Source organism: Pseudomonas sp. CM27 (assembly GCF_013179515.1).
Classification (GTDB): domain Bacteria; phylum Pseudomonadota; class Gammaproteobacteria; order Pseudomonadales; family Pseudomonadaceae; genus Aquipseudomonas.
In genome coordinates this window covers 1-23,963 of the sequence record NZ_JABMCN010000069.1, presented here as the reverse complement: position 1 = coordinate 23,963, position 23,963 = coordinate 1, and the positions used below count along the sequence as shown (strand labels likewise).

Genomic DNA, 23,963 nt, shown 5'->3' with positions numbered 1-23,963 from the left:
AATAGGCGCCCTTGGCGCGCAGGGCCTGCTCGAATTCGGCAGGGGACATTGGCAGTGCGTCGCTCATTCCGCTGGCTCCTGTAGAAGGATTGTCTGGCCGGACATACACGGCCCCTGTGGGAGCGGGCGTGCCCGCTCCCACAGGGTCTTGTGTTGCCTTGCAGAGTGTTTACAACTCGATGCTCATGCCATCGAAGGCGACTTCCACGCCCCGGCGCAGTACCTCGGCGCGCTCGGGCGAATCTTCGTCGAGAATCGGGTTGGTGTTGTTGATGTGGATAAGTACCTTGCGCTGGCGCGGGAAGCTGTCGAGCACTTCCAGCATGCCGCCGGGCCCGTTCTGTGCCAGGTGGCCCATCTCGCGGCCGGTGCGGGTGCCCACGCCGCGGCGCTGCATTTCATCGTCTTCCCACAGGGTGCCATCGACCAGCAGGCAGTCGGCGCCATGCATCATCGCCAGCAGCTTCTCATCGACCTGCCCCAGGCCCGGGGCGTAGAACAGCTTGCCGCCGGTGCGGGTGTCCTCCACCAGCAGGCCTAGATTGTCGCCCGGGTGCGGGTCGAAACGGTGCGGCGAGTAGGGCGGCGCGGCGCTGCGCAGGGGGAACGGGGTGAAGCGCAGGTTGGGGCAGGCGTCGATCACGAAGCTGCCTTGCAGCTCGATGCGGTTCCACTGCAGGCCACCGTTCCAGTGGCTGAGCATGTTGAACAGCGGGAAGCCGGTGGAGAGGTCCTGGTGGACCATTTCGGTGCACCACACCTGGTGCGGGCAGCCTTCGCGCAGGCTGAGCAGGCCGGTGGTGTGGTCGATCTGGCTGTCCAGCAGGACGATGGCGTTGATGCCGGTGTCGCGCAGGGCACGGGCCGGCTGCATGGGCGCGAATGCCTGCAGCTGGGCGCGGATGTCGGGGGAGGCATTGCACAGCACCCAGTGCACGCCGTCGTCGGACAGGGCAATGGACGACTGGGTGCGTGCCGTGGCCCGCAGGGTGCCATCGCGCAAGCCTTTGCAGTTGACGCAGTTGCAGTTCCACTGTGGGAACCCGCCACCGGCGGCGGAGCCGAGAACCTGGATGAACATGGCCACTCTCTATGCAGAAAACCGGCTATGCAGAAAACCGGATCGGAAAAACGAAAACGCCCCGGCGGGCCGAGGCGTGGAACCGTAAGCCGGGCTTAGCGGTTAGCGAAGTACATGGTGACTTCGAAGCCGATACGCAGATCAGTGTAAGCAGGTTTGGTCCACATGGGATTACTCCTTCCGGATGGGTTTTGGGTGGCTCAGCTACTACTTGGGTACCGCCATGTGCAGGAGGTTCCCCAAACTGGGATTGCGCTATCTTACAAGAAAATTTTGTACCGAAAGGTTAATTATTCGAAAAGTGCCCTTGCAGTTCGCGTAACAATCGCCGGACTGGCTCAGCGCCAGGAAGAGTCTGGCGCGGCAGCGTTGGCCAGGCATAGCCAGGTGGACCCTGGGTCGAGCAGGTTGCTCAGCAGCTGGTCCAGATCCGTCTGCCGCGTTTTCAGAATAGTCCCATGTAGCGCCTGTAGCTGGCCAGGTTGTGTAGCCAGGTGTGTCTGCCACGCCCATTCGGCGACTTCGGCATTGGCCATGGCGGCTTCGTCGAATTGCCCGGCCAATGCTTGGCGGGCAGCCGGATCCAGGCTGACGCCGTGACCCAGCAGGGTGAGTATGTGGTCGAGGATGCGGGCAGGGCTGGTGTGCGGCGACTGCACGCCGAACAACAAGCCGCCCACGCCCTCGACCTGACGAAAGGCGCTGAATACCGCGTAGCCGAGTTGCAGCTCGACCCGTAGCCGTTGGTAGACCGGACCTTGCAGCAATTGGGCGAGCAGCCGGCCTGTGGCTTCGTTGTCCGCAGGGACAGGGCAGAACAGCAGCAATGCATGCTCACTGCCAGCCACCACGGCATGCTGCCAGCGTCGCTTTGCCCATCTGGGCGCTGGGGCGACCGACGAACCTTGCCCCGGGCAGTGCTGCAGTGCGGCAGCCAAAGCGGCTAGCGCGGCATCTTCGAAGCCTGCGGCCAGCCCCTGCCAATGGGTGTGCTGCCACAGGCTGTCGAGTTGCGCTTGTTCCAGCGTGCGGGCAGTTACAGGGGCGGGCTGCCCGCCTGATACTGCCTGCGGCAATTGTTCGAGCAAGGCCCGGATGGGCACCAGCGCCGGACGCGCTGCTGCGCAGGGCTGCCAACAACTGGCTGGGGGCTTGCGCATCAGGGCCAAGGCCTGTTCCACGGCCCGAAGCACAGCTGCCGGCAGCCCGGCGCAGCGTAATTGCCAGTACTCGCCAGCGCTGCTGAACTGCAACTGCACCGATGCACGCCCGCAGCGCTCCTGCAGTGGCACGAGGGCTTGTTCGAGCACGCCCTGCAAGTGCTGGCGCAGCGTCGAAGTTACATGCCAGCGCAAGTACAGCGCAGCGTATTGGCGGGTGCCAGGGAGTAGCTCGCTTACTTTCAGCGCCACCGGCAGTGGCTGCGGCGGGGCCGTGGGCAAATCTGCCATCAGCAAAGCGTCGACAGGGGGCAGGTGCCATTGACCACCCTCGGTGCAGGGCAGGCCTTCCAGCAGGGCACGGAAGGCTTGCGTCGCTTGCGCATCCAGCCCGGCGAACGGCTGTTTGCTGCTGTCCCGGCGGGCCAGCTCAAGCGCGCTGACACTGCGTTCGCGGCTGTGCTGCAGCAAGCCGAATTCGCGGTTCAACAGGGCAGGCTCGGCCCGGCGAATGAAACCGAACCAACTGTGCAGCAGGGCAGTGGCTTCGTCGGTGCGCGCGTCTGCGCCGAGCTTCAGCTCAATGTGCCACAGCAGCTGCCCGCCGAAGGCGTATAGCGGCTCGGCCTTGAAACTGTGCAGCCAGCCACGTTGGCGCAGTGCACCCAACCAGGTACCTGGGCGACTGTCGCCGAGCAAGGCGATCAGCAGCTCCAGTGCCTGCTCGGCACCTGCCGGGAGGTTGTCGTGCGTGAAAACATGCGGCATGGGCGTCGGCGCCAGTGGCGGCGGCGGGACTTGCGGTACGTGCTCACCCGTTGCGAACAACGCGGCATGTTGCCGACCCAGCTGCTCCAGCTCATCCAGCGGCTGCGGGCCGCACAGGCTCAAGACAATCTGGCCGCCCTGGTAGAAGCGCTGGTGAAAGCCTGCAAGCGCCTGCTGAAAAGCCGGGTCGTGCAGGGCCAGGGTGTGTCGGTTACCGGCATGAAAAGCGCCCAGCGGATGCGCGCGCGACACGGATTGCAGCAAGGCAAACTGCTGCTGGGCCTGCGGGTTGCGCGACCAGGCAATGAACTCGGCGTGGATCACCTCCCGTTCACGGCGTTGGCGCTGGATGCCCAGGTCTGGCTGGGCAAGCATCTGGCACAGGCGTTCGAGGCCTCCGGCAAAGGCAGCGGAAGGCACCTCGAAGAAAAAGTCGGTGTTGCGCTCACGAGTGCTGGCGTTGACCTGGCCGCCGAGGGCCTGCACATAGCGCATCAGGCCGTCATGCAGCGGGAAGCGCGGGGTGCCGAGGAAGAACAGGTGTTCGAGAAAGTGGGCCAGGCCGGGCCACTTGGCCGGGGCGTCATGGCTGCCCGCGTGCACCCGCAGGGCCGCCGCCGAGCGCTTCAGGCGCGGGGCGTGGCGCAGGGTCAGCTGCAGGCCGTTGGCGAGCGTGAGGTGGCGGGTGGCATCAGGCATGGGGGCTCCGGTGGATGTTGTCCATGCTAACCCATTTGTTGGCAGGCCCGGCCGCATAGGGATCGCATCAGGGCTCAAAGGTGCTTGCCTGATGCAATCTGCCAAAAGACCCGAGAAGCTCCCGCTGGTAGCCATCACCCCTTGCGCAGGTGCAGCTCCTGGCGCAAGTCGGTGAGGTAGGGAAAAGCCTCGCGCCCTTGACTCACCCGCTCATGCTCCAGCTCCGCCAGCAACTGGCACTCATCGCGCCCAGCCATGGCCAGCACGCTGCCATCCGGGCCGATGATGCTGCTCTGCCCGCAATAGTGGATCTCGTCTTCCGCGCCGCAGTAGTTGGCATACACCAGGTAGCACTGGTTCTCCTGCGCCCGTGCCCTAACGGTCACCTGGCAGACAAAGTCATAGGGCTCCATGTTCGCCGTCGGCACCAGGATCAGCTCGGCACCTTCCAGCGCCAGGCGCCGGGCATTCTCCGGGAACTCGATGTCGTAGCAGATCAGCAGGCCAACCTTCCAGCCGTCAAGCTCGACCACCGGGAAGTGGTCGCTGCCGGCGCTGAACATCGAGCGGTCCAGTTCGCCGAACAGGTGTGTCTTGCGGTAGTTGCTCAGGCTGCGGCCGTGCGCATCGATCAGCTGCACACTGTTGTAGATTGCCCCATCATCGCCGCGCTCCGGGTAGCCGTACACGATGGCGATGCGGTGCGCCTGGGCGATCTCCACTACAGCCATGGCTGCCAGGCCGTCGCTGGTTTCGGCCAGGCGCTCGACCTGGCCCAGGCCGATGTTGTAGCCGCTGATGAACATTTCCGGGCACACCAGCAACTGCGCACCGCGCTCGGCCGCCAGCTGCGCCTGGTGGCGCAGCCGCTGCAAGTTACCGGTCACGTCCAGCGGCTGGGGGGTGCCCTGGAACAGAGCAATGCGCATGGCGCCTCCTTCAATCAGTCAGCCAGGGCGATCGGGCCGATCTCGTCGAACACATCGCCTGGGCCGGGGTTGTCCGGGTGGGTGCTGCCACCGAAGTGGTTGATGATACCCCACACTGCATTCAGCGACGTCTGCACCGCGCCTTCCACCCAGGCCGGGGTCCATGACACGTCGTCACCGGCGATGAAGATACCGCGCTGCTCGGCAGGCATGTCCTGTTGCATGAAGTGCGCGTACATGCGCTGGTTATAGCGGTAGTGCCCCGGCAGTGCGCCTTTGAAGGCGCCAAGGAAGTACGGGTCCGCTTCCCAGGAAACGGTGATCGGGTCGCCGATGATGTGCCCGGCGATATCGGTTTTCGGGTAAATCTTCTTCAGCGCGTCGAGCGCCAGCTGCACGCGTTTTTCCACCGGGTGCGGCAGCATCTTCAGCGCATCGCTCATCCAGGCGTACGACAGGCAGATTACCCCGGGCTTGTCGTCACCGTTGTCGAACAGGTAAGTGCCGCGGGTGAGGCGGTCGGTAAGGGTCATGCTCATCAGGTCGCGGCCGGTTTCCGGGTCCTTGTCCTTCCAGAATGGCCGGTCGACCATGACAAAGGTTTTCGACGACTGCATGTAGCGGGTGCGGTCCAGGGCCATCCACATCTTCTGCGAGAACAGCGATTCCTCGCAGTCGATCTGGGTGGTCAGCAACCAGGTCTGGCAGGTAGCAAGCACGGCGCTGTAGTGCCGGGTATCGCCCCAGGTGTCCGTGACTGCCAGGCGGCCATCGGCGGCACGGGCAATGCGTTTCACCCCGCCACGCGGCGCGCCGCCGTGCAGTGCGCTCAGGCTGGTGCCCTGCGGCCAGTGCACGCAGCGTTCCGGTACATGGCGCCAGATGCCCTGCGGTACCTGCTCGACGCCGCCCACCACCAGGTGCTGATGGTCGTCGCAGTTGGTCATCACCACGCGGAAGATTTCCAGCATCGAGTTGGGGAAATCCGAGTCCCAGCCGCCGGTGCCGAAGCCCACCTGGCCGAACACTTCACGGTGCTGGAAGCTCAGCTGGGCAAACGAGCGCGAAGTGGCGACAAAGTCGTAGAAGGTGCGGTCGTCCCACAGCGGCACCAGCTTGTTCCACAGTTCTTTCAGGCGCGGCACATCACGGTCGCGAATAGCTTGCTGGATGTCGGCGAATTGGGCACCGCTTTCCAGCGCGTCGGCCCAGGCGTCGGCCACTTCGTGGAACAGCTTGGGCAGGTCGCTGGTTTTTTCGGCGTAGTAGGTCTGGCCTTCCAGGTCGATCACCGTGCTGCCCGAAGCCGGGGTCAGCGGGTTGGGGAAGGGGCGGGTCTCCAGGCCCAGCTTGTCCACATAGTGGTAGAAGGCGGTGGACGACACCGGGAAACGCATGCCGCCGAGTTCGGCGATGATCCCGTCGGTGCCGTTGAAGGCTTGCGAGCGTAGCCTGCCACCCAGCTTGGAGGCTTCGTATACCACTGGCTTGAGGCCCAGCTTCATCAGCTCGTAGGCCGCCACAAGGCCGGCGATGCCAGCACCCACGATTGCCACTTCCTCGCCTTGGCGCGCAGCCGGAATGCTACCAAGGCCTGCCGGGTGTTCCAGCCAGTCGTCGAAGGCGAATGGGAAGTCCGGGCCAAAAATGGTGATGGGCTTTTTGCCGTCGGCGGGGTGGCGGTTCTTGTTGTTCATGAAATGACCTTGCCAGAGGGCTGCGCGGGGAGCGGAGCCTGAGTATAGGAGATGCCTGGGGGTCATTTTAGGGAGTGGGGTGTTCGTAATTAAGATGCAGAGTGTTGTCTGAATGTAGCTTTGTTCGTCGTATTAGCCACTTTTTCATTATTTTTGACGAATCAGGCCAAAGATGCCAAATGATCCACCGTCTCAGGGTATTTCTGCACTAGACGAATCAGTGCGACTGCTTGCGCATTGGGCCTGAAGCGGCCTTGCTCCCAGTTTTCCAGCGTTCTGGAATTGGTTCGGAGAGGCTTTGCGAACAGTGCCCTGGACATGTTGAGGCGCTGGCGCAGCTCCAAAAGCTCATTAGGGGCAAAGGGTGTCAGTTCGGTGAAGCTGACCTTGTGCGAGCGTAGCGTCTTCTTGCCTTCGCGCTCTTCGGCCAGCGCGTCAAAACCTTCAGCGAGTTCAGTGAACAGGTTGCGTGGCATTGGGGGAGCCTCTTGTGAATATCCCCATTCTGCATATGTCTACGTGATTTACGTACGGTCAATTGGTGACAAAAAGCATCAGCGCGTCTGATGGGCTTGTAGCTGCAACGCTGAGATCGCTGGTGCACCGCGTACTCTGTGGGAGCGGGTTTGACCGCGAATGCGTCGGTGGATTCACAGCAGCATTCGCGGGTAAACCCGCTCCCACAGGGAAACGTTCTGGCTTTGCGATTCGGGTGATCAGACAGTTCTTACACCCGTTCCATTAAATAAAGAATTACCCTACGCCCGCTATCGCCTCGGTCTGGCTTCGCGGGAATCGTTTCATCGTTAACTTCACGGGGTCGCCGCAAATTCGGCGATCGGGCGTGAGAACCCGCTGATCTTTCTGGAGGCGCACTGCTATGGCAGCTGTGCGCGGGCAGGCTTTGCCTGGCCGGGTACGCGCCTCCAAGTTCGCCGGTTCTCACCTCGCGCATGGCTGCCACCCTATTCCCGTGAGAAGGATGCGATTGGCCGCCAATCACCCCTGTGATGTGGAGGCTATACCATGACCGACCGCTTACCCGACCAACCCAAAAAGCTCAAACCCACCGCTGAAAAACCCTTCTGCAACTGCGAATCCAGCCACCCACCGCTCTTCACCCTCCGCCCCGGCATCGACGCCGCCGACGCCCTGGTTCACGCCTGCCTGCTGGCCCGCGGCCTCAACCAGATTGCCACCGACTACGCCCAGCAGCACGCCCCAGAGCGCAGCCGTGACATCGTCTGGTCAATGCAGCATTCCGCCGAAAGCCTTTCGGCAATTCTGGAGGGCCTGCTCGACGGCCAGGAGGTCTGACCGCCAGCGGCCTCAGAGCGGCTGCCCGCGGTCCACCTTACTGCTGAGAATGATCGACGTGGTGGTCTTCTCCACCCCGTCGACGCTACCGATCTGGTCGAGCAACTGGTCCAGCTGTTCGGGCGAGTCCGTCCGCAGCCAGGCCACATAATCGAACTCGCCGCTCACCGCGCACAGTTGCTGCACCTGCCCCATTGCACTCAGGCGTCGCACCACTTCCTTGCCGGAGCGCGGCTGCACCTTGATCCCTACATATGCCTGCAGCCCGCCGCCGATCACAGTCTGGCCCAGGCGTACGCCATAGCCGGAGATGACTTTGTTCTTCTCCAGCCGCTCCAGGCGCGAGTTGACCGTGGTCCGGGCGATGCCCAGCTGGCGGGCGAGGGTGGCGACGCTTTCGCGGGCGTTGATCTGCAGCAGGGCGATCAGCTGGCGATCGATTTCATCCAGCGTGATGGAGCGGGAATCCGACATGACGAGTCTCTACGGTTGGCCTGCTAGCCTAGCCAGCCAGTGCCGATCAGGGCAAGGCCAGTCACCACCGGCCCAGCCGAAGCGGTCTTTGTGGGAGCGGCCTTGTGTCGCGAAAGGGCTGCGCAGCAGCCCTGGCAATATCTGCAGCGGAGCTGAAATCGTGGGGCCGCTGCGCGCCCCATCGCGGCACAAGGCCGCTCCCACAAAGGGACCGCGCTGGCTCGACGGCTTCGCGTTCGGCATGATGGAACGCTAGTCCAACGAGAACCTCAGTGTGAACCTCGACCACCTGCTCGAATGCTGGCGACTGGAAGTCTCCAACAAGAAAAGGCCCGGACGCCGCATCAGCCTGCTGTTCAACGTGCTGCGTCGCGCGCGCAAGGACAACAAGCTGGGTTTCCTCTTCGCCTTCCGGGTGGCCCAGTACCTCGATGCCCGCGGCGGCCTGGCCCGGCGTCACGCCAGGCGCATGCAGCAGCGGCTTAACCTCAAGTACGCTGTGGACATCGACATCGGCGCGCAGATCGCACCCGGCCTGCGCATCGCCCACCTGCCGGGTGTGGTCATTACCCGGCATGTGGGCATCGGGCGCAATTTCTTCATCCGGCAGAATTGCTCGATCGGCATCAAGACCCTCGGTCTGGAAGACTACGCGCTGCGCATTGGCGACAACGTGAGCATGGGCGCCAACAGCTGCATCGTTGCTGACCGTATCGACATTGGTGATAACGTGGTGATTGGCGCGATGTCGCTGGTTACGCGGGATGTTCCGGCTTGTATGACTTTCTACAACCCGCGGCAGGTCGAGATGCGGCCGATCGGGGAGTAATCAGAAGAGTTACATTTTTGGAGCTGTGGGCGGGATGCTCGGATGGTACTGTCTGGTGCAACCATTGCACTGTATGATAATCCCATGCCCACGATCCACCGGTTGTCCAATTGCGTGATTTGCCTGTATGCGAATGACCATCTGCCGCCGCATTTCCATCTGCGATTCAGTGACGGTCGTCAGGCACTGATTGCGATCAATGACCTAACTCCGTTGGCCGGTTTCGGTGGTTCGCGGCTGTCCCTGCGTGAGATGAGTGAAGCGCTCGAGTGGGCTTCGCGAAACAGAGCTCGATTGCTAGCAATGTGGGAGGAGCTGAATCCATGACCAACAAACATTTCCAGCTGACAGAGGTTTCCGTGTTGGCCCCCGGGTCATTGCGGCTTACCTTTGCGGATGGACAGCAATTCAGCGTGGCTTTGGACGAAGTCATCGGGAAGCACCCGACATTGGCCCCCCTTACCGATCCCAAGATTTTCGCAACGGCTGCAATCGGGGAGTGGAAAGATACGGTCATCTGGGCCGGTGACGATAATCTTGAACTTGCTGCTGACAACCTTCGTGCACGCGCAGTGGAACAGGCGGGAGAGTGCTCACATGAACTCATCTGGAACTGGATGGCCAAGCATGAACTGACGCTGGATCGTGCCGCCCAGGAACTGGGGCTGAGCAGGCGGATGTTGGCCTATTACCGTAGTGGCGAAAAACCCGTGCCGAAGACCGTTGCCTTGGCTATGAAGGGGTGGGAAGCACACCGGTTGGCGGACGCGGAAGCAGGTGGTGTCTCCCGTCATACGTCTGGCAAGTACGCAAGCAGGTCGGTTGGTACAGGGCATGCCCCGAAGAAACGAGCGTAGTTTCCTGGCTAACAGAAAGGCATGAAAAAGCCGCGCAATCGCGCGGCTTTGTCGTATCTGGTGGGCCCACACGGACTCGAACCGTGGACCAAAGGATTATGAGTCCTCTGCTCTAACCAACTGAGCTATAGGCCCTCAGTAAGTGGCCGGATTATAACGAGGGTTTCGCACCTGTGCCATCTGAAAGATCCGATAGTGCTATGCGCAGAAACGCGGCGGCGAAATCTTCTGCGGGCAGTGGCAGGCTGACGATGTAGCCCTGGATCTGCTCGCAGCCTTCGGCAGCCAGAAAACGTTGCTGGGCCTGGTTCTCGACGCCTTCGGCGATGATGGTCAATTGCATGCTGCGGCCCAAGGCAATGATCGCGCGGGCGATGGCGGCGTCGTGAGGGTCGTCGGGCAGGCCGCGGATGAAGGACTTGTCGATCTTGAGGATGTCCAGCGGCAGGCGCTTGAGGTAGCTCAGCGAGGAATAGCCGGTGCCGAAGTCGTCGATGGCCAGTTGCACGCCGAGTTTTTTCAACTGGTGCAGCACAGCCAATGCCTCTTCGGCCTGGCTCATGATGAAGTTTTCGGTAATCTCCAGCTGCAAATCGCCGGCTTTCAGCCCATAGGTCTTCAGCAGCTGCTCAATACGCTTGGCCAGGCCGTGGTGGCGCAACTGGGCGCCGGCGAGGTTGATTGACAGCGGGCCGAATGCCTCGTAGTCCCTTTTCCAGCGATGCATCTGCCGACAGGCCTGCTCCAGCACCCAGTCGCCCAGCTGAAGAATGGTGCCGTTCTCTTCCGCCAGGTGGATGAAGTGCTCCGGCGGTACTTCACCAAAGGTCGGGTGGCTCCAGCGGATCAGCGCTTCGGCGCCGACCAGGCTGTGGGTCTTCAGGCTGAGCTTGGGCTGGAAGCACAGGCTCATTTCATTGCGTTCGACGGCGCGGCGCAGTTCGTGCTCCAGGGCGATACGTTCGCTGGCCTGGGCGGTGAGGTCGCGGGTGTAGGCCTCTACGCGGTTGCGGCCTTTGGCCTTGGAGCGGTACATGGCGGCGTCGGCGTTGCGGATCAGGGTGGCGACGTCAGTGCCGTCCTGTGGATAAAGGCTGATGCCGATGCTGGCGCTGGTGAAGAACTCGTGCTCGCCGGCCTGGAACGGGGCGTTGAAGCAGGTCAGCAATTTATTGGCGATGGTGCTGGCGTCACTGGGTTTGTGCAGGCCGGGCAGCAGGATGATGAACTCGTCGCCGCCCAGGCGGGCCACGGTGTCCACGTCGCGTACCTGCTCCTTCAGGCGCTGGGCGATGCCCTTGAGCAGCAAGTCGCCGACCGGGTGGCCGAGGCTGTCGTTGATGTGCTTGAAGCGGTCCAGGTCGAGGAACAGCACTGCGCCTTGGCGGTTGGATAGCTGCGCGCAAGTGAGTACCGCTTGCAGGCGGTTTTCGAACAGTGCGCGGTTGGGCAAGCCGGTGAGCGGGTCGTGATGGGCCTGGTAATCGAGTTTGGCCTGGGCGTGCTTGAGGCTGGAGATGTCGGCGAACACGGCGACAAAGTGGGTGATCTCACGGTCGCTGTTGCGCACGGCGCTGATCGTCAGCCAGCCGGGGTACAGTTCGCCGTTCTTGCGCTTGTTGTAGATCTCGCCTTGCCAGTGGCCTTCGGCGGTCAGTTGGTGCCACATGGCGGCATAGAAGGCGCTGTCATGCTGGCCGGAGGCGAGCAGCCGCGGGGTCTGGCCAAGGGCTTCGATCTCGCTGTAGCCGGTGATTTCGCTGAAGGCGCGGTTGACCGCACTGATGCGCTGGTCGATGTCGGTGATCAGCACGCCTTCGGCGGTGTTTTCGAACACAGTGGCGGCCAGCTGCAGTTTCTCCTGCATCAGGTGGCGTTCGGTGATGTCGCGGGCGATGGTCAGCATGCAGTCGACGCCGGCGATCGGCAGCGGCCGCGCAGACAGCTCGCAAAGGCGGATCTGCCCGTCGCTGCGGCGGATGTGGCAGGTGAAGTCGCGCACGTAGCCGTCGCGGTTCAGCTGGTCGACCAGCCGCTTGCGCTCGTTGAGGTCGACCCAGATGCCCAGGTCCAGCGAGGTCTGGTCGATGCTTGGGTTGAGGTCATAGCCGGTAAGGCGGCAAAAGCCCTCGTTCACTTCCAGCAGCAAGCCGTCGCTCTGGCGCGACAGCAGCAGGCCGTCGGGCGAGGCGTGGAAGGCCTTGGCGAATTTTTCTTCGGAGGTTTGCAACTGCTGCTGGGTTTGCTTGAGCTGGCTGATGTCGCGTACCGCCACCACCAGCGCGGGGGTGCCGTCGAGCTCGAAGGTTTCGGCCGAAGTCAGGCCGGTGAACAACTCGCCGTTGCTGCGCCGGAAGCTCATTTCCAGGTTGCGGATACCACCCTGGTGCAGGCGTTGCAGCAGCAGAGGGCCCGCGCCTTCTACGCCCCACAGGTCCAGGTCGGTGGCGGTGCGGCCGATCACCTGGCCAGGTGTCAGGCCGATCTGCTCTTCGAAGGCTTCGTTGACCTCCAGCAGGCAGCCATCGCTGTGGCGGGCGATCAGCAAGATGTCGGGGCATTGCTGGAACACCGAGGCAAATTTCTGCTCGGAAAGCCGCAGGGCGTCCTCGGTGCGCTTGGTCTCGCTGATGTCGATCATCAGCCCGCGCATCACCGGCTGGTGGCCATGCTCGATCATGCTGACGATATTACGCACCCACAACGGCTGGCCGTCGGCGCGGATCACCCGGTAGTCCAGGCTGTGGTCACGGCCGGCTGCAGTTTCACTGTCGCAGTAGGCCTGGGCCCAGAGTGCGTCCTCCGGGTGCAGGATGCTGCGCCAGAAGCCAGGTTTGAGCCACTCGGTGAGCGGAAAACCGAGCAGGTCCTCGGCATGGGGAGAGACGTAACTGTAGGTGTAGTCGTTGGCGTCGGCCTCCCAGGCAATGGCCGACAGGCTTTCGACCAGGCTGCGGTAATGGTACTCGCTGCTGCGGAGCTCTTGTTCCAGGGCAATGCGGCGGGAAATTTCCGAGCTGAGCCGACGGTTGATGCGGATCACCACGGCCAGGACGGCCATCAGCACCAGCACTGCCGGCAAGCCATACAGCAGCAGGTCTGACCAGAACATCCGCTGGTCGACCACATTACCAACCCAGTGCTGCTGGATCTGCGCTACTTCGCCACTCGTCATGTCGGCCATCACTTTGTCGAGAATACCCACCAGCACCTTGTTGTCGCGTGGGGCGGCCATGGCCAGCTGATAGCGGTAGGGCGTTTCGCCACTCACATACAAGCCGTCGAGCTTGAGCTGGCGCAGGCTCCAGATGCTCGAAGCAAGGTCGCCGACCACGGCGTCCACTTCGTCGGTGGCCAGTGCCTGCAAGGTTGAACTGACGTTGGGCATGGCCACCAGATTGAGATCCGGGTGGTGGCTGCGCAGCAGTTCATGGGGGGCGTAGTTCTCGACCACGGCGATCTTCAGGCCGTACAGGTCATCGAGCTTGCGCGGCTGGGCGCCGCCTTTGTGCGCGAGAATGACGATGGGAAAGTCGAGGTAGGGGCGGGTGAAGGCCAGGTAGCCCTGGCGTTCTGGCGTCGACATGATGCCGGGCAGCAGGTCGATACGGTTATCGCGCGCCTGCGCGAGGACCTCGGTCCAGCTGCTGGGCTCGACCGGTTTGAGCGTCACGCCCAGGCGTTGCTGGATAGTGGCGATGTAATCGGCGGCCAATCCCTGGTACCGGCCCTCCTGGTCGCGAAACTCGAACGGTGGCCAAGAGGCATCCACGCCCAGGCTCAGCTGCGGGTGGGCAGCCAGCCAGGCCTTCTCCTCGTCTGTCAGGGTCAGGGCGCCGGCCGTTGTGTTCCACAGGACAAGGAGCAGCAACAGGATGGCCGGCATCAGCGGCATAGCGGCCTCGCATTCAGGTGGTCTGAAGTCGAGTGTAGACGGGCATTGCTGCAGATGTGCGGTGCAAGATCGGCTTTATGTTACGGAACCCTAAAGAAAAACCCCGGCCTGGGCCGGGGTTTTGTCATCACTCGTCGAGGAACGAGCGCAGATGCTCGCTGCGAGTCGGGTGGCGCAATTTGCGCAACGCCTTCGCTTCGATCTGACGGATCCGCTCACGCGTTACGTCAAACTGCTTGCCAACCTCTTCCAGGGTGTGGTCCGTGTTCATGTCGATACCGAAACGCATGCGCAGCACCTTGGCTTCGCGTGCGGTCAGGCCGGAGAGCACGTCCCGGGTGGCTTCCTTGAGGCTTTCGACCGTGGCCACGTCGATCGGGGACTGCATGGTCGAGTCCTCGATGAAGTCGCCCAGGTGCGAGTCTTCGTCGTCACCGATCGGGGTTTCCATGGAGATCGGCTCTTTGGCGATCTTCAGTACCTTGCGGATCTTGTCCTCAGGCATTTCCATGCGTTCACCCAGCTCTTCCGGGGTCGGTTCGCGACCCATTTCCTGCAGCATCTGCCGGGAAATGCGGTTGAGCTTGTTGATCGTCTCGATCATGTGCACCGGAATACGGATGGTGCGTGCCTGGTCGGCGATCGAGCGAGTGATCGCCTGTCGGATCCACCAGGTGGCATAAGTCGAGAACTTGTAGCCGCGACGGTATTCGAACTTGTCCACCGCCTTCATCAAGCCGATGTTGCCTTCCTGGATCAGATCGAGGAACTGCAGGCCACGGTTGGTGTACTTCTTGGCGATCGAGATCACCAGACGCAGGTTCGCCTCGACCATTTCTTTCTTGGCGCGGCGGGCCTTGGCTTCACCGATCGACATGCGACGGTTGATTTCCTTGATCTCGGCAACGGTCAGGCCGGTTTCGGTCTCAAGGTCGATCAGCTTCTGCTGGCAAGCAACGATGGCGGCGTCCTTTTCACCCAGGGCAGCAGCCCATTTGGTGTTGCGCTTGGCCAGGTCACCGCTCCAGGTCTGGTCGGTTTCGTTGCTTGGGAACATGCGCAGGAAGTCGGCACGCGGCATGCGGGCGTCACGCACGCACAGCTGCATGATGGCACGCTCTTGCTGACGCAGGCGGCTCAAGGCATCACGTACACGCTCGACCAATACCTCGAACTGCTTGGGTACCAGCTTGATCGGCATGAACAGGTCAGCCAGGGCCTGCAGGGCTGCGATGCTTTCCTTGTGGCCGCGACCGTTTTTCTTCAGGACCTTGTTGGTGGCCTGAAGCTGGTCGTTGACTGCACCGAAACGCTGGGCTGCGACCACCGGATCGGGACCGCTTTCGGTCTCTTCCTCGTCGTCACTGCTGTCACCGTCTTCTTCTTCGTCGTCCGATTCTTCCTTGGCCGCAGGGGCCTTGGCGCCAGGTACCGGTACTTCTTCGGTCGGCGCGGCGATGCCGTCGTCAGGGTCGATGTAACCGCTGAGAACGTCGGACAGACGGCCACCTTCGGTGGTAACGCGGTCGTATTCGCCGAGAATGTAGTCGACAGTGCCCGGGAAGTGCGCGATGGCACCCATCACTTCACGGATGCCTTCCTCGATACGCTTGGCGATTTCGATCTCGCCTTCGCGGGTCAGCAGCTCGACAGTACCCATTTCGCGCATATACATGCGCACCGGGTCGGTCGTGCGGCCGATATCGGTTTCAACTGCCGCCAACGCAGCAGCGGCTTCTTCGGCCGCTGCTTCGTCGGTGTCGGCTTCCGCCAACAGAAGGGCATCCGCATCCGGAGCACTCTCGAATACGTTGATCCCCATGTCGTTGATCATGCGGATGATGTCTTCCACCTGTTCAGGATCTGAAATATCCTCAGGCAGGTGGTCGTTGACCTCCGCGTAAGTCAGGTAGCCCTGCTCACGACCGCGGGTGATCAACTCTTTGATACGAGACTGCTGTTGCGCTTTTCCGGACATAACACCCTATCCACTGAAGGTCTTGGCGGGCAAAAAACAAGCCGAGGATTATACCCGAGCATGGGCCTCACGCGCCAGATGAGGTCGGCGTTTGTGCGGGAACATTCCGGCTCAGCAGCGCGAGAAGCTGGGTTTTTTCCTCGCTGGTCAATTCACTTTGACGTGATTTCCTGAGCAGTTGTTCCAGGCTGCGCTCGCGTTGGCGGGCGGACAAGCTAGTTATAGTGTCGAAAAACTGTTGTTCAAGGTTGTCGGCCACGATCAGCCATTCCTTTTCTGCCAGGGCCCGCAGCAGGCGGCCCTGTTCCGTGCCGTGCCAGCGTGCTATCAGCTGCATTGAGCTTAGCCCAGGATTTTTCTGTGCGGCTTCGATCAGTGCCACCAGCAGCTGGCTGTACAGATGCTGTTCGTCGGCGAAGTGGCTGGCATCTTCCACCTTGCCGGCCAGCAGCGGGTGGTGCAGCAGGGTGCGCAGGGCCGCCAGGGTGGGCGGCTCGACTGGCGCCGGCACGCGCGGCGGCGCTTCGTCGCGTTGCTGCCAGGGCTTGCCGCCCTTGCGGTTCTTGTCCCAGGGCTTGTCGCTCCACTGCTTCTTGCCGCCGCCCTTGTTCGGCTTCCATTCCTGTTCCTGGTGCACCGGCGCGTAGTCGTGCTGCGGCATGTCGCCGTAGTCGGGGGTATAGCTGGCCATGGCGTCGTAGTCGTAGCCAGGGTCGTAGTCCGGCACAGTGCTGGTCGCTGGCGCTTGTTGCGCCAGTTGCTCGACCTGCTGCGGGTCCAGCCCGGTGATTTCCTTCAGGCGGTTGCGCATCAGTTGCCGCAGGTTGGCGCCCGGGACTTTTTCGATCAACGGTGCGGCCAGGGTGGCCATATGCGCCTTGCCTTCCAGCGAGCGAGGGTCTGCTTCTACGCCCAGCTGCTCGAAAAAGTAGTCGGCCAGCGGCTGGGCGTGCTGGTTGATACGGGCCATGAAGGCATCGGTGCCTTCGGCGCGCACCAGGCTGTCCGGGTCTTCGCCTTCGGGCAGGAACAGGAAGCGCGCGCGGCGCCCGTCCTGCAGGTTCGACAAGGTCGACTCCAGTGCCCGCCAGGCAGCCTTGCGCCCGGCCTGGTCGCCGTCGAAACAGAACAGCACGCTGGGCACCACGCGAAACAGACGCTTGAGGTGCTCTTCACTGGTGGCTGTACCGAGGGTGGCCACGGCATTGCGCAGGCCTTGCTGGGCCAGGGCGATGACGTCCATGTAGCCCTCGACGACAATGATCTCGTCGAGGTTGCGGTTGTGCTTGCGCGCCTCGTACAACCCGTAGAGTTCCTGGCCCTTGTGGAACACCGGGGTCTCCGGGGAGTTCAGGTACTTGGGCTTGTCGTCGCCGAGCACCCGGCCACCGAAGGCGATGATGCGCCCGCGGCTGTCGCGGATCGGGAACATCACCCGGTCGCGGAAGCGGTCGTAGCGCTTGCCGCTTTCGGCGTTCTCGATCAGCAGGCCGGCATCGATCATCACCTTCTGCTGCAGGGTGTCGGCACCCAGGTGCTTGAGCAGGTTGTCCCAGCCAGGTGGGGCGAAGCCCAGGCCGAAGTCGCGGGCGATTTCCCCGGACAGGCCACGGCCCTTGAGGTAGTCCACTGCTGCCTTGCGGGTCGGGTGGCTGCGCAGGGCCTGGCGGTAGAACTCCGAGGCGGCGTCCAGCAACGGGTACAGCGGCGAATCGGTTGGCTGGCGTGGTTTCTGGTCACGGCGGCCTTGCTCGCGGGGTACTTCCATGCCAGCGGCGCGGGCCAGTTCCTCGACAGCCTGGGGAAAGTCCAGGTTGTCGTGGTCCATGACGAAGCCCAGTGCGTTGCCGCCGGCGCCGCAGCCGAAGCAGTAGTAGAACTGCTTGTCGGGGCTGACCGTGAACGAAGGGGTTTTTTCCTTGTGGAACGGGCAGCAGGCGGAGTAGTTCTTGCCGGTTTTTTTCAGCTGGACGCGCGAACTCACCACGTCGACGATATCGAGGCGGTTGATCAGGTCGTCAATGAAACTCTGGGGAATCAGCCCGGCCATGGCAGTCTCGTCATCTGGCAACTGGCAAGTCTAATCGCTCACGCGCCGGATGGGGCGTGTGACGCTTGGGGAAGTGCGAGGGAATGTGTGCTCGTCGCCAGCCCCTAGGGGCTCGTCAGTCGGACGTGCACGTCTGGTCATACAGCAAGAAGGACCAGCTCTGACGTTTCAGGCAGGTTGCCCGGGCAGTTCGCATGAAGCTCGTGCAGGGCCTTGAGCTAGCTGCTCAAGTTTGAAGCGACCACTGCCGTCGCCCGGCGGGTAGCCGGGCAGGGCAGAAGCTTTGCGTTGAACGTCTGTATTAGTACAGACGGACGGCGCGGCGCTGTTCGCGCTGTACTTTCTTGGCGTGACGCTTAACAGCGGCTGCTGCTTTGCGCTTACGCTCTGCGGTCGGCTTCTCGTAAAACTCGCGGCTACGAACTTCAGCCAGTACACCGGCTTTTTCGCAGGAGCGCTTGAAACGACGCAGAGCTACGTCGAAGGGTTCGTTCTCTTTAACTTTGACGGCTGGCATCCAGGGCTACCTTAATTCATTACCGGGGTAGACGTGCTCCTGGCAAAACAAAGGTGTGCTGGAGTACGTCGGTTTTCAAGGGTTGCGGATGTTAACCCTTAGCAAGCCGGAATGCAAAGCCTCTGATCGAAAACCGCTGGTCGGCATTCGACACGGGGACTATCATGCGCGCCTTCGAATTCAGCCCCCACAAGGGACGAACCCATGCTAGTACTGGGATTGGAAACATCCTGCGACGAAACTGGTGTCGCATTATACGACAGTGAACGCGGTCTTTTGGCCGACGCGCTGTTCAGCCAGATTGACCTGCACCGCGTGTTCGGTGGCGTGGTGCCCGAGCTTGCCTCGCGTGACCACGTCAAGCGGATGCTGCCGCTCATCCGCCAGGTGCTGGACGAGGCGGACTGCGTCGCCACCGAGATCGACGCCATCGCCTATACCGCGGGCCCTGGCCTGGTCGGCGCATTGCTGGTGGGCGCTTCCTGCGCCCAGGCGCTGGCCTTTGCCTGGGATATTCCGGCGCTTGGCGTGCACCACATGGAAGGCCACTTGCTGGCCCCGATGCTGGAAGAAAGCCCACCCGAGTTCCCGTTCGTCGCTTTGTTGGTGTCGGGTGGCCACACGCAGCTGGTTCGCGTTGATGGCATCGGCCAATACGAGCTGTTGGGCGAGAGCCTGGATGATGCCGCTGGCGAAGCGTTCGACAAGACTGCCAAGCTGATCGGCCTGAATTATCCCGGCGGCCCGGAAATCGCCCGCCTGGCCGAGCAGGGGGTGCCTGGGCGCTTCGTGTTCCCGCGGCCGATGACCGATCGCCCGGGCCTTGAGTTCAGCTTCAGCGGCCTCAAGACCTTCGCGCTCAACACCTGGCAGCAATGCAAGAACGCTGGCGACGACAGCGAGCAAACCCGTTGCGACCTGTCGCTGGCATTCCAGCAGGCGGTGGTGGAGACTTTGACCATCAAGTGCAAGCGGGCGCTCAAGCAGACCGGCCTCAAGCGCCTGGTCATCGCCGGTGGCGTCAGTGCCAACAAAGCGCTGCGCGCCTCTCTGGAGGACATGCTCGGCAGTATCAAGGGTAACGTGTACTACGCCCGCCCGCAGTTCTGCACCGACAATGGCGCAATGATCGCCTACGCTGGCTGTCAGCGCCTGTTGGCCGGGCAGCAGCAGGACCTGGCGATCAGCGTGCAGGCGCGCTGGCCGATGGAGCAGTTGCCGCCGCTGTAAGGTTTGCGAAGTGTTTTCAGAAGTGCCGCTCGCGCCCGGCAAACAGGTCGCGCAGGTTGTTGCGGTGGCGCCACACGATCATCACGGTCAGCACGGTGATCGGCAGCAGCGCCTCCGGCTCGCGCCAGGCCAGCAATGGCAAGGTCAGCGGTGTGGCGACCAGCGCCGCCAGCGAGCTGGTGCGGGTGAGGTAGAAGGTCAGCAGCCAGGCGCCGATGGCCAGCAGCGCGGCCGGAAAGTACAGGCCCATGAGCATGCCGGCAGCCGTCGCCACGCCCTTGCCGCCCTTGAAGCGGAAGTACAGCGGCAGCAGGTGCCCCAGCACCGCGCATACGCCTACCCAGGCCTGCTCTTGCAGGCCCAGCCCGGCAAGGCGGGCAAGCAATACCGGCACCAGGCCCTTGCACAGGTCGCCGAGCAGGGTCAGGATCGCCAGTCTGCGGCCTGCCAGGCGTAGCATGTTGGTGGCGCCGGCATTGCCTGAACCGCTGGAACGTGGGTCCGGGCTGCCCGAAAGGCGGCTTAGGACAATGGCGAAGGACAGCGAGCCGAGCAGGTAGGCGAGCAACGCCAGTAACCAAAACATGCTAACTATTCCGGGCGAGGACGCCCTGATTCTAACGGCGCCAGTCGCCCTTGTCGTGCTGTGGAGAGAAGTGCTTGGACAGAGTGTTCATCGAAGGCCTGGAAGTCGATACCGTGATCGGTGCCTATGACTGGGAGCGGGATATTCGCCAGTGCTTGCGCCTGGACCTGAGCTTTGCCTGGGACAACCGCCCGGCTGCGGCGGGCGACGACCTGAGCCTGGCGCTGGACTACGCCAGCGTATCGGCGCGCATCCAGGCGTTTGCCGAGCAGGCCCGCTTCGAACTGGTGGAAACCTTTGCCGAGCGCCTGGTGGCAGCGTTGATGGAAGAGTTCCACATCCCGTGGGTACGGTTGAAGCTGACCAAGCCGGGTGCGGTGCCTGCGGCCCGTGGTGGTGTTGGCGTGGAGATCGAGCGCGGATGTCTCTGAGTACCGTCTACCTGGGCCTTGGCAGCAATACCGACCGTCACACGCACCTGTGTGCGGGGCTCGATGCGTTGGCGGGCATCCTCACCAACATGCGTTGTTCGCCCGCGTTCGAAAGCCAGGCCGTGGGTATCAAGAGCGGGCCGTTCATCAACTTCGTGGTCACCGGGCAAACCGGACTGCCGTTGATCGAGCTGGACCGCCGGCTGAAGTTCATCGAGGCCGAGAATGGCCGCTATGCCCCGGACCGCAAGGGGCTGCCGCTGGATATCGATGTGCTGATGTATGACGATTTGCACGGCACGTTCGATGGGCTTGTGCTGCCCAGGGCCGAGATCCTGAAGAATGCCTTTGTGCTGTGGCCGCTGTCGCTGCTGGCACCCGAGCTGGTGCATCCAGGGGCAGGCAAGAGCATGGGGCAATTGTGGCAGGACGCGCAGATTGATCAGGTGCTGGCCCCGGTTGCCTTTGAGTGGCGCGGGTTGCAGTTCACGCCTGCCTGACACTGACGCGGCCGGTGGGGGAGTAACTCTCTTGCGCAAAATTTAAACAGCGTACGCGATCCCTGTGGGAGCGGGTTTACCCGCGAATGCGGTGGCGGCGGCAACAGTGAGTGCCCAAGGATATTGGCCGGCAGGTCCGGCCTCTTCGCGGGTAAACCCGCTCCCACAGGGATAGCGCACGCTTCATAAATTTTGCGCAAGACAGTTGCTCCCACGGGAAGAAGCGCTACTCAGTTGAGTTTGTAAGCCTCGAGAGCGTGCAGTCGCTCGCTTTTGAGCGCCTCGCCCAGTGCCTGGCCAGTCAGCCCGCCCTGCACCAGCGGCTTCACATCCACCGCCCGTGCCGCCGCCGCCGCCCCTCGCAGATACCCAGCTTGTGGGTAACCCGCTTTGCCTTCGCCCAGGGCGATCATCTCGCAAGCGATCAGGAAATCCTCGAAGCGCTGCGGTCGCCGATACACATCGAATTTCTGCAGCAATTCCAGCAGCGCGCTGGCAGGCAGCTCTAGCGCCTTATCAGCCAGCGCCAGGCATTCCCCCGTCAGCAATGCCAGCTCCTGGCACTCCCGCGGCGTCTTCAGGCGCTGGTTGACGGCTTTGATCGAGGCAGGCGGCAACAGCCGCAGCAGGCAGGCCCAGCGCACGTGCAAGGGCAGCCCATGCGCTGCAGCCTGCTCCAGCGCCGCCAGGGCCTGTGGGGCAGCCTGAAGCTCAGGCAGCAGCTCTTGCAGGGCATTGCACGCCCCCAGCACCTGGAAAAACACTTGGGGCTGCGCCTCCATCAGCGCGCGTTCGATTTCCTTCCAGCTACGTTCGGCAGTCAGCGCCTGCAACTCACCGGAGGCACTGATCTGGCGCATTAGCTCCAAGGTTTCCTCGGCAACCCGGAACCCCAGCGGCGCATAGCGGGCAGCAAAGCGTGCGACACGCAGCACGCGCAGCGGATCTTCGGCGAATGCCGGAGAAACGTGGCGTAAAATACGGTTTTCCAGGTCGGTTTGACCATGGTACGGGTCGTACAGCGTACCCGCTTCATCCTCAGCCATTGCATTGATGGTCAGGTCGCGCCGAGTCAGGTCTTCTTCCAGCGTGACATCAGGGCTGGCGTGGAAGGTGAACCCGCCATAGCCACGCCCGCTCTTGCGCTCGGTGCGCGCCAGGGCGTATTCCTCGCCGGTTTTTGGATGCAGGAACACCGGGAAGTCGGCACCGACCGGCCGATAGCCCTTGGCGTGCATTTCTTCGACGGTGGCGCCGACCACCAGCCAGTCGATATCGCTGACAGGGCGGCCGAGCAGGCGGTCGCGCACGGCGCCGCCGACTTTGTAGATGTGCATGTGCAGCTCTCCATAACTGCCGACAGGATAACCCGTCGGCAGCCATGGCGTAGCGCTAGAGGTGGTGGATGACTGCCAGGTCCATGCGGCCGTAGTCGGCGCTTTCGCCGTGCTCGCCGCGCGGTGGCATATGATGGGTCTTCATCACCTGGTCGCCTTGCACGGTTTCCAGGTGGATGTCGAAGCCCCACAGGCGGTGCAGATGCTTGAGCACTTCCTCGGTCGATTCGCCTAGCGGTTTGCGGTTGTGCTGCTGGTGGCGCAGGGTCAGGGAGCGGTCGCCGCGGCGGTCAACGCTCCAGATCTGTACGTTCGGCTCACGGTTGCCCAGATTGTATTGCGCCGCGAGTTGCTCGCGAATGAACCGATAGCCGCTTTCGTCGTGGATAGCGGGTACCAGCAGATCGTCACGCTGGTCATCATCGAGGATGCTGAACAGCTTGAGATCGCGCATCACCTTGGGCGACAGGTACTGCAGTATGAAGCTCTCGTCCTTGAAGCTGCTCATGGCAAACTTGATGGTAGAAAGCCAATCACTGCCGGCAATGTCGGGGAACCAGTGGCGATCTTCTTCGGTGGGGTTTTCGCAGATGCGACGTATGTCGGTGTACATCGCAAAGCCCAGCGCGTACGGGTTGATGCCGTTGTAATACGGGCTGTCGAAACCAGGCTGGAACACCACGCTGGTATGCGACTGCAAGAACTCCATCATGAACCCTTCGGTGATCAGCCCCTCGTCGTACAGGTCGTTCATCAGGGTGTAGTGCCAGAACGTCGCCCAGCCTTCGTTCATTACCTGGGTCTGGCGCTGCGGGTAGAAGTACTGGGCGATCTTGCGCACGATGCGCACTACTTCACGCTGCCAGGGCTCTAGCAGAGGGGCGTTCTTCTCGATGAAATACAGGATGTTTTCCTGCGGTTCGCTGGGGAAGCGCGCATCATCGCGTTCGTTACCCTTCTCGGCGCTTTTCGGGATGGTGCGCCATAGGTCGTTGATCTGCCGCTGCAGATGCTCTTCGCGCTCCTTTTGCCGACGCCGCTCTTCTTCGGCAGAAATCGGATAGGGGCGCTTGTAGCGGTCCACGCCGTAGTTCATCAAGGCATGGCAGGAGTCGATCAGGTCTTCCACCGCATCGATGCCGTGGCGCTCTTCGCATTGCGCGATGTACTGCTTGGCAAACACCAGGTAGTCAATGATGGAACTGGCATCGGTCCAGGTGCGGAACAGGTAGTTTCCCTTGAAGAAGCTGTTGTGGCCGTAGCAGGCATGGGCGATCACCAGTGCCTGCATGCACATGGTGTTTTCTTCCATCAGGTAGGCGATGCAGGGGTCGGAGTTGATCACGATTTCGTAGGCCAGGCCCATCTGGCCACGGCTGTACGACTTTTCGGTGCTGAGGAACTGCTTGCCATAGGACCAGTGGTGATAGCCCAGCGGCATACCGACGGAGGCGTAGGCGTCCATCATCTGCTCGGCGGTGATGACCTCGATCTGGTTGGGGTAGGTGTCCAGGGCATAACCTTCGGCCAGGCGGCTGATTTCCCGGTCGTAGGTCTGGATCAGTTCGAACGTCCACTCGGACCCGGTGGAAATGGGTTGGCGTCTCTGTGCTCTGGCGGTCATGTGG

At 62.4% G+C, this 23,963-nt stretch carries 21 protein-coding genes and 1 tRNA gene; 7 read left to right on the top strand and 15 right to left on the bottom strand.

Features of this window, described 5'->3' with window-relative positions; translation table 11 throughout:
* Positions 1-169: 169 nt before the first annotated feature.
* From pqqB to HP547_RS11145, 6 genes are all read right to left on the bottom strand, one after another.
* Positions 170-1,081, bottom strand: a complete 912-nt coding sequence (pqqB, locus tag HP547_RS11170) for a pyrroloquinoline quinone biosynthesis protein PqqB (protein ID WP_172225133.1) — start codon at positions 1,079-1,081, stop codon at positions 170-172.
* A 95-nt stretch (positions 1,082-1,176) separates the two neighbouring features.
* Positions 1,177-1,248 (bottom strand): pyrroloquinoline quinone precursor peptide PqqA, encoded by a 72-nt coding sequence (gene pqqA, locus HP547_RS11165; protein ID WP_003243383.1) that lies wholly within the window; start codon positions 1,246-1,248, stop codon positions 1,177-1,179.
* 171 nt (positions 1,249-1,419) lie between these two features.
* Positions 1,420-3,708: a pyrroloquinoline quinone biosynthesis protein PqqF gene (gene pqqF / locus HP547_RS11160; protein WP_172286313.1), complete on the bottom strand. Its 2,289-nt coding sequence runs from the start codon at positions 3,706-3,708 to the stop codon at positions 1,420-1,422.
* Between the two features lie 134 nt (positions 3,709-3,842).
* On the bottom strand, positions 3,843-4,637 hold the full coding sequence (locus HP547_RS11155) for a carbon-nitrogen hydrolase family protein (protein WP_172225127.1): 795 nt from the start codon (positions 4,635-4,637) through the stop codon (positions 3,843-3,845).
* A 14-nt stretch (positions 4,638-4,651) separates the two neighbouring features.
* Positions 4,652-6,334: an NAD(P)/FAD-dependent oxidoreductase gene (locus HP547_RS11150; protein ID WP_172286312.1), complete on the bottom strand. Its 1,683-nt coding sequence runs from the start codon at positions 6,332-6,334 to the stop codon at positions 4,652-4,654.
* A gap of 161 nt (positions 6,335-6,495) precedes the next feature.
* Positions 6,496-6,810, bottom strand: a complete 315-nt coding sequence (locus HP547_RS11145) for a DNA-binding transcriptional regulator (protein WP_172228707.1) — start codon at positions 6,808-6,810, stop codon at positions 6,496-6,498.
* Between the two features lie 550 nt (positions 6,811-7,360).
* Between HP547_RS11145 and HP547_RS11140 the strand changes: the two genes are divergently transcribed.
* Positions 7,361-7,651, top strand: coding sequence for a hypothetical protein (locus tag HP547_RS11140; RefSeq protein ID WP_172286311.1), 291 nt, complete (start codon positions 7,361-7,363; stop codon positions 7,649-7,651).
* 12 nt (positions 7,652-7,663) lie between these two features.
* Here the strand turns inward: HP547_RS11140 and HP547_RS11135 are convergent, their stop codons facing one another.
* The gene (locus HP547_RS11135) at positions 7,664-8,125 is read right to left on the bottom strand and encodes an Lrp/AsnC family transcriptional regulator (protein WP_172228711.1); all 462 of its coding nucleotides are present in this window, start codon (positions 8,123-8,125) and stop codon (positions 7,664-7,666) included.
* A gap of 274 nt (positions 8,126-8,399) precedes the next feature.
* Between HP547_RS11135 and HP547_RS11130 the strand changes: the two genes are divergently transcribed.
* Genes HP547_RS11130 through HP547_RS11120 form a run of 3 tightly spaced genes read left to right on the top strand, consistent with a single transcriptional unit; the run spans position 8,400 to position 9,811 of the window.
* Entirely contained in the window at positions 8,400-8,954 is a 555-nt protein-coding gene (locus HP547_RS11130) for a serine acetyltransferase (RefSeq protein ID WP_172228713.1), read from the top strand.
* Between the two features lie 42 nt (positions 8,955-8,996).
* The gene (locus HP547_RS11125) at positions 8,997-9,281 is read left to right on the top strand and encodes a DUF4160 domain-containing protein (RefSeq protein WP_306140205.1); all 285 of its coding nucleotides are present in this window, start codon (positions 8,997-8,999) and stop codon (positions 9,279-9,281) included.
* Positions 9,278-9,811, top strand: a complete 534-nt coding sequence (locus HP547_RS11120; protein ID WP_172286310.1) for a DUF2442 domain-containing protein — start codon at positions 9,278-9,280, stop codon at positions 9,809-9,811. The genes HP547_RS11125 and HP547_RS11120 overlap by 4 nt, the downstream gene beginning before the upstream one ends.
* 58 nt (positions 9,812-9,869) lie before the next feature.
* Here HP547_RS11120 and HP547_RS11115 read toward each other — a convergent pair.
* The 5 genes from HP547_RS11115 to rpsU all read right to left on the bottom strand — a co-directional run bounded on the left by HP547_RS11115 (position 9,870) and on the right by rpsU (position 18,251).
* Positions 9,870-9,946: transfer RNA gene (locus tag HP547_RS11115), tRNA-Ile, on the bottom strand.
* A 16-nt stretch (positions 9,947-9,962) separates the two neighbouring features.
* The gene (locus tag HP547_RS11110; RefSeq protein ID WP_172286309.1) at positions 9,963-13,706 is read right to left on the bottom strand and encodes an EAL domain-containing protein; all 3,744 of its coding nucleotides are present in this window, start codon (positions 13,704-13,706) and stop codon (positions 9,963-9,965) included.
* Between the two features lie 127 nt (positions 13,707-13,833).
* Positions 13,834-15,684 (bottom strand): RNA polymerase sigma factor RpoD, encoded by a 1,851-nt coding sequence (gene rpoD, locus HP547_RS11105; protein WP_172229638.1) that lies wholly within the window; start codon positions 15,682-15,684, stop codon positions 13,834-13,836.
* A gap of 67 nt (positions 15,685-15,751) precedes the next feature.
* On the bottom strand, positions 15,752-17,734 hold the full coding sequence (gene dnaG, locus HP547_RS11100) for a DNA primase (RefSeq protein WP_172229641.1): 1,983 nt from the start codon (positions 17,732-17,734) through the stop codon (positions 15,752-15,754).
* A gap of 301 nt (positions 17,735-18,035) precedes the next feature.
* Positions 18,036-18,251, bottom strand: coding sequence for a 30S ribosomal protein S21 (gene rpsU, locus HP547_RS11095; RefSeq protein WP_003255575.1), 216 nt, complete (start codon positions 18,249-18,251; stop codon positions 18,036-18,038).
* Between the two features lie 204 nt (positions 18,252-18,455).
* Here rpsU and tsaD point away from each other — a divergent pair, with 204 nt between their 5' ends.
* Positions 18,456-19,481, top strand: coding sequence for a tRNA (adenosine(37)-N6)-threonylcarbamoyltransferase complex transferase subunit TsaD (gene tsaD / locus HP547_RS11090; protein WP_172286308.1), 1,026 nt, complete (start codon positions 18,456-18,458; stop codon positions 19,479-19,481).
* Positions 19,482-19,497: 16 nt separating this feature from the next.
* Here tsaD and plsY read toward each other — a convergent pair whose 3' ends face one another.
* Positions 19,498-20,067: a glycerol-3-phosphate 1-O-acyltransferase PlsY gene (gene plsY / locus HP547_RS11085; protein WP_172229645.1), complete on the bottom strand. Its 570-nt coding sequence runs from the start codon at positions 20,065-20,067 to the stop codon at positions 19,498-19,500.
* Between the two features lie 74 nt (positions 20,068-20,141).
* On the opposite strand from plsY, the gene folB reads away from it, so the two are divergent.
* Together folB and folK are read left to right on the top strand one after the other, a co-directional pair.
* Complete coding sequence (gene folB / locus HP547_RS11080; protein ID WP_027907305.1) at positions 20,142-20,498, top strand: dihydroneopterin aldolase; 357 nt, start codon at positions 20,142-20,144, stop codon at positions 20,496-20,498.
* Positions 20,489-20,998 (top strand): 2-amino-4-hydroxy-6-hydroxymethyldihydropteridine diphosphokinase, encoded by a 510-nt coding sequence (folK, locus tag HP547_RS11075; RefSeq protein WP_172286307.1) that lies wholly within the window; start codon positions 20,489-20,491, stop codon positions 20,996-20,998. Before folB ends, folK begins: the two co-directional genes overlap by 10 nt.
* Before the next feature lie 230 nt (positions 20,999-21,228).
* Here the strand turns inward: folK and HP547_RS11070 are convergent, their stop codons facing one another.
* Both HP547_RS11070 and HP547_RS11065 read right to left on the bottom strand, forming a co-directional pair.
* The gene (locus HP547_RS11070; protein WP_172286306.1) at positions 21,229-22,335 is read right to left on the bottom strand and encodes a multifunctional CCA tRNA nucleotidyl transferase/2'3'-cyclic phosphodiesterase/2'nucleotidase/phosphatase; all 1,107 of its coding nucleotides are present in this window, start codon (positions 22,333-22,335) and stop codon (positions 21,229-21,231) included.
* A gap of 55 nt (positions 22,336-22,390) precedes the next feature.
* Positions 22,391-23,959, bottom strand: a complete 1,569-nt coding sequence (locus HP547_RS11065; RefSeq protein ID WP_172286314.1) for a SpoVR family protein — start codon at positions 23,957-23,959, stop codon at positions 22,391-22,393.
* Between the last annotated feature and the right edge of the window lie 4 nt (positions 23,960-23,963).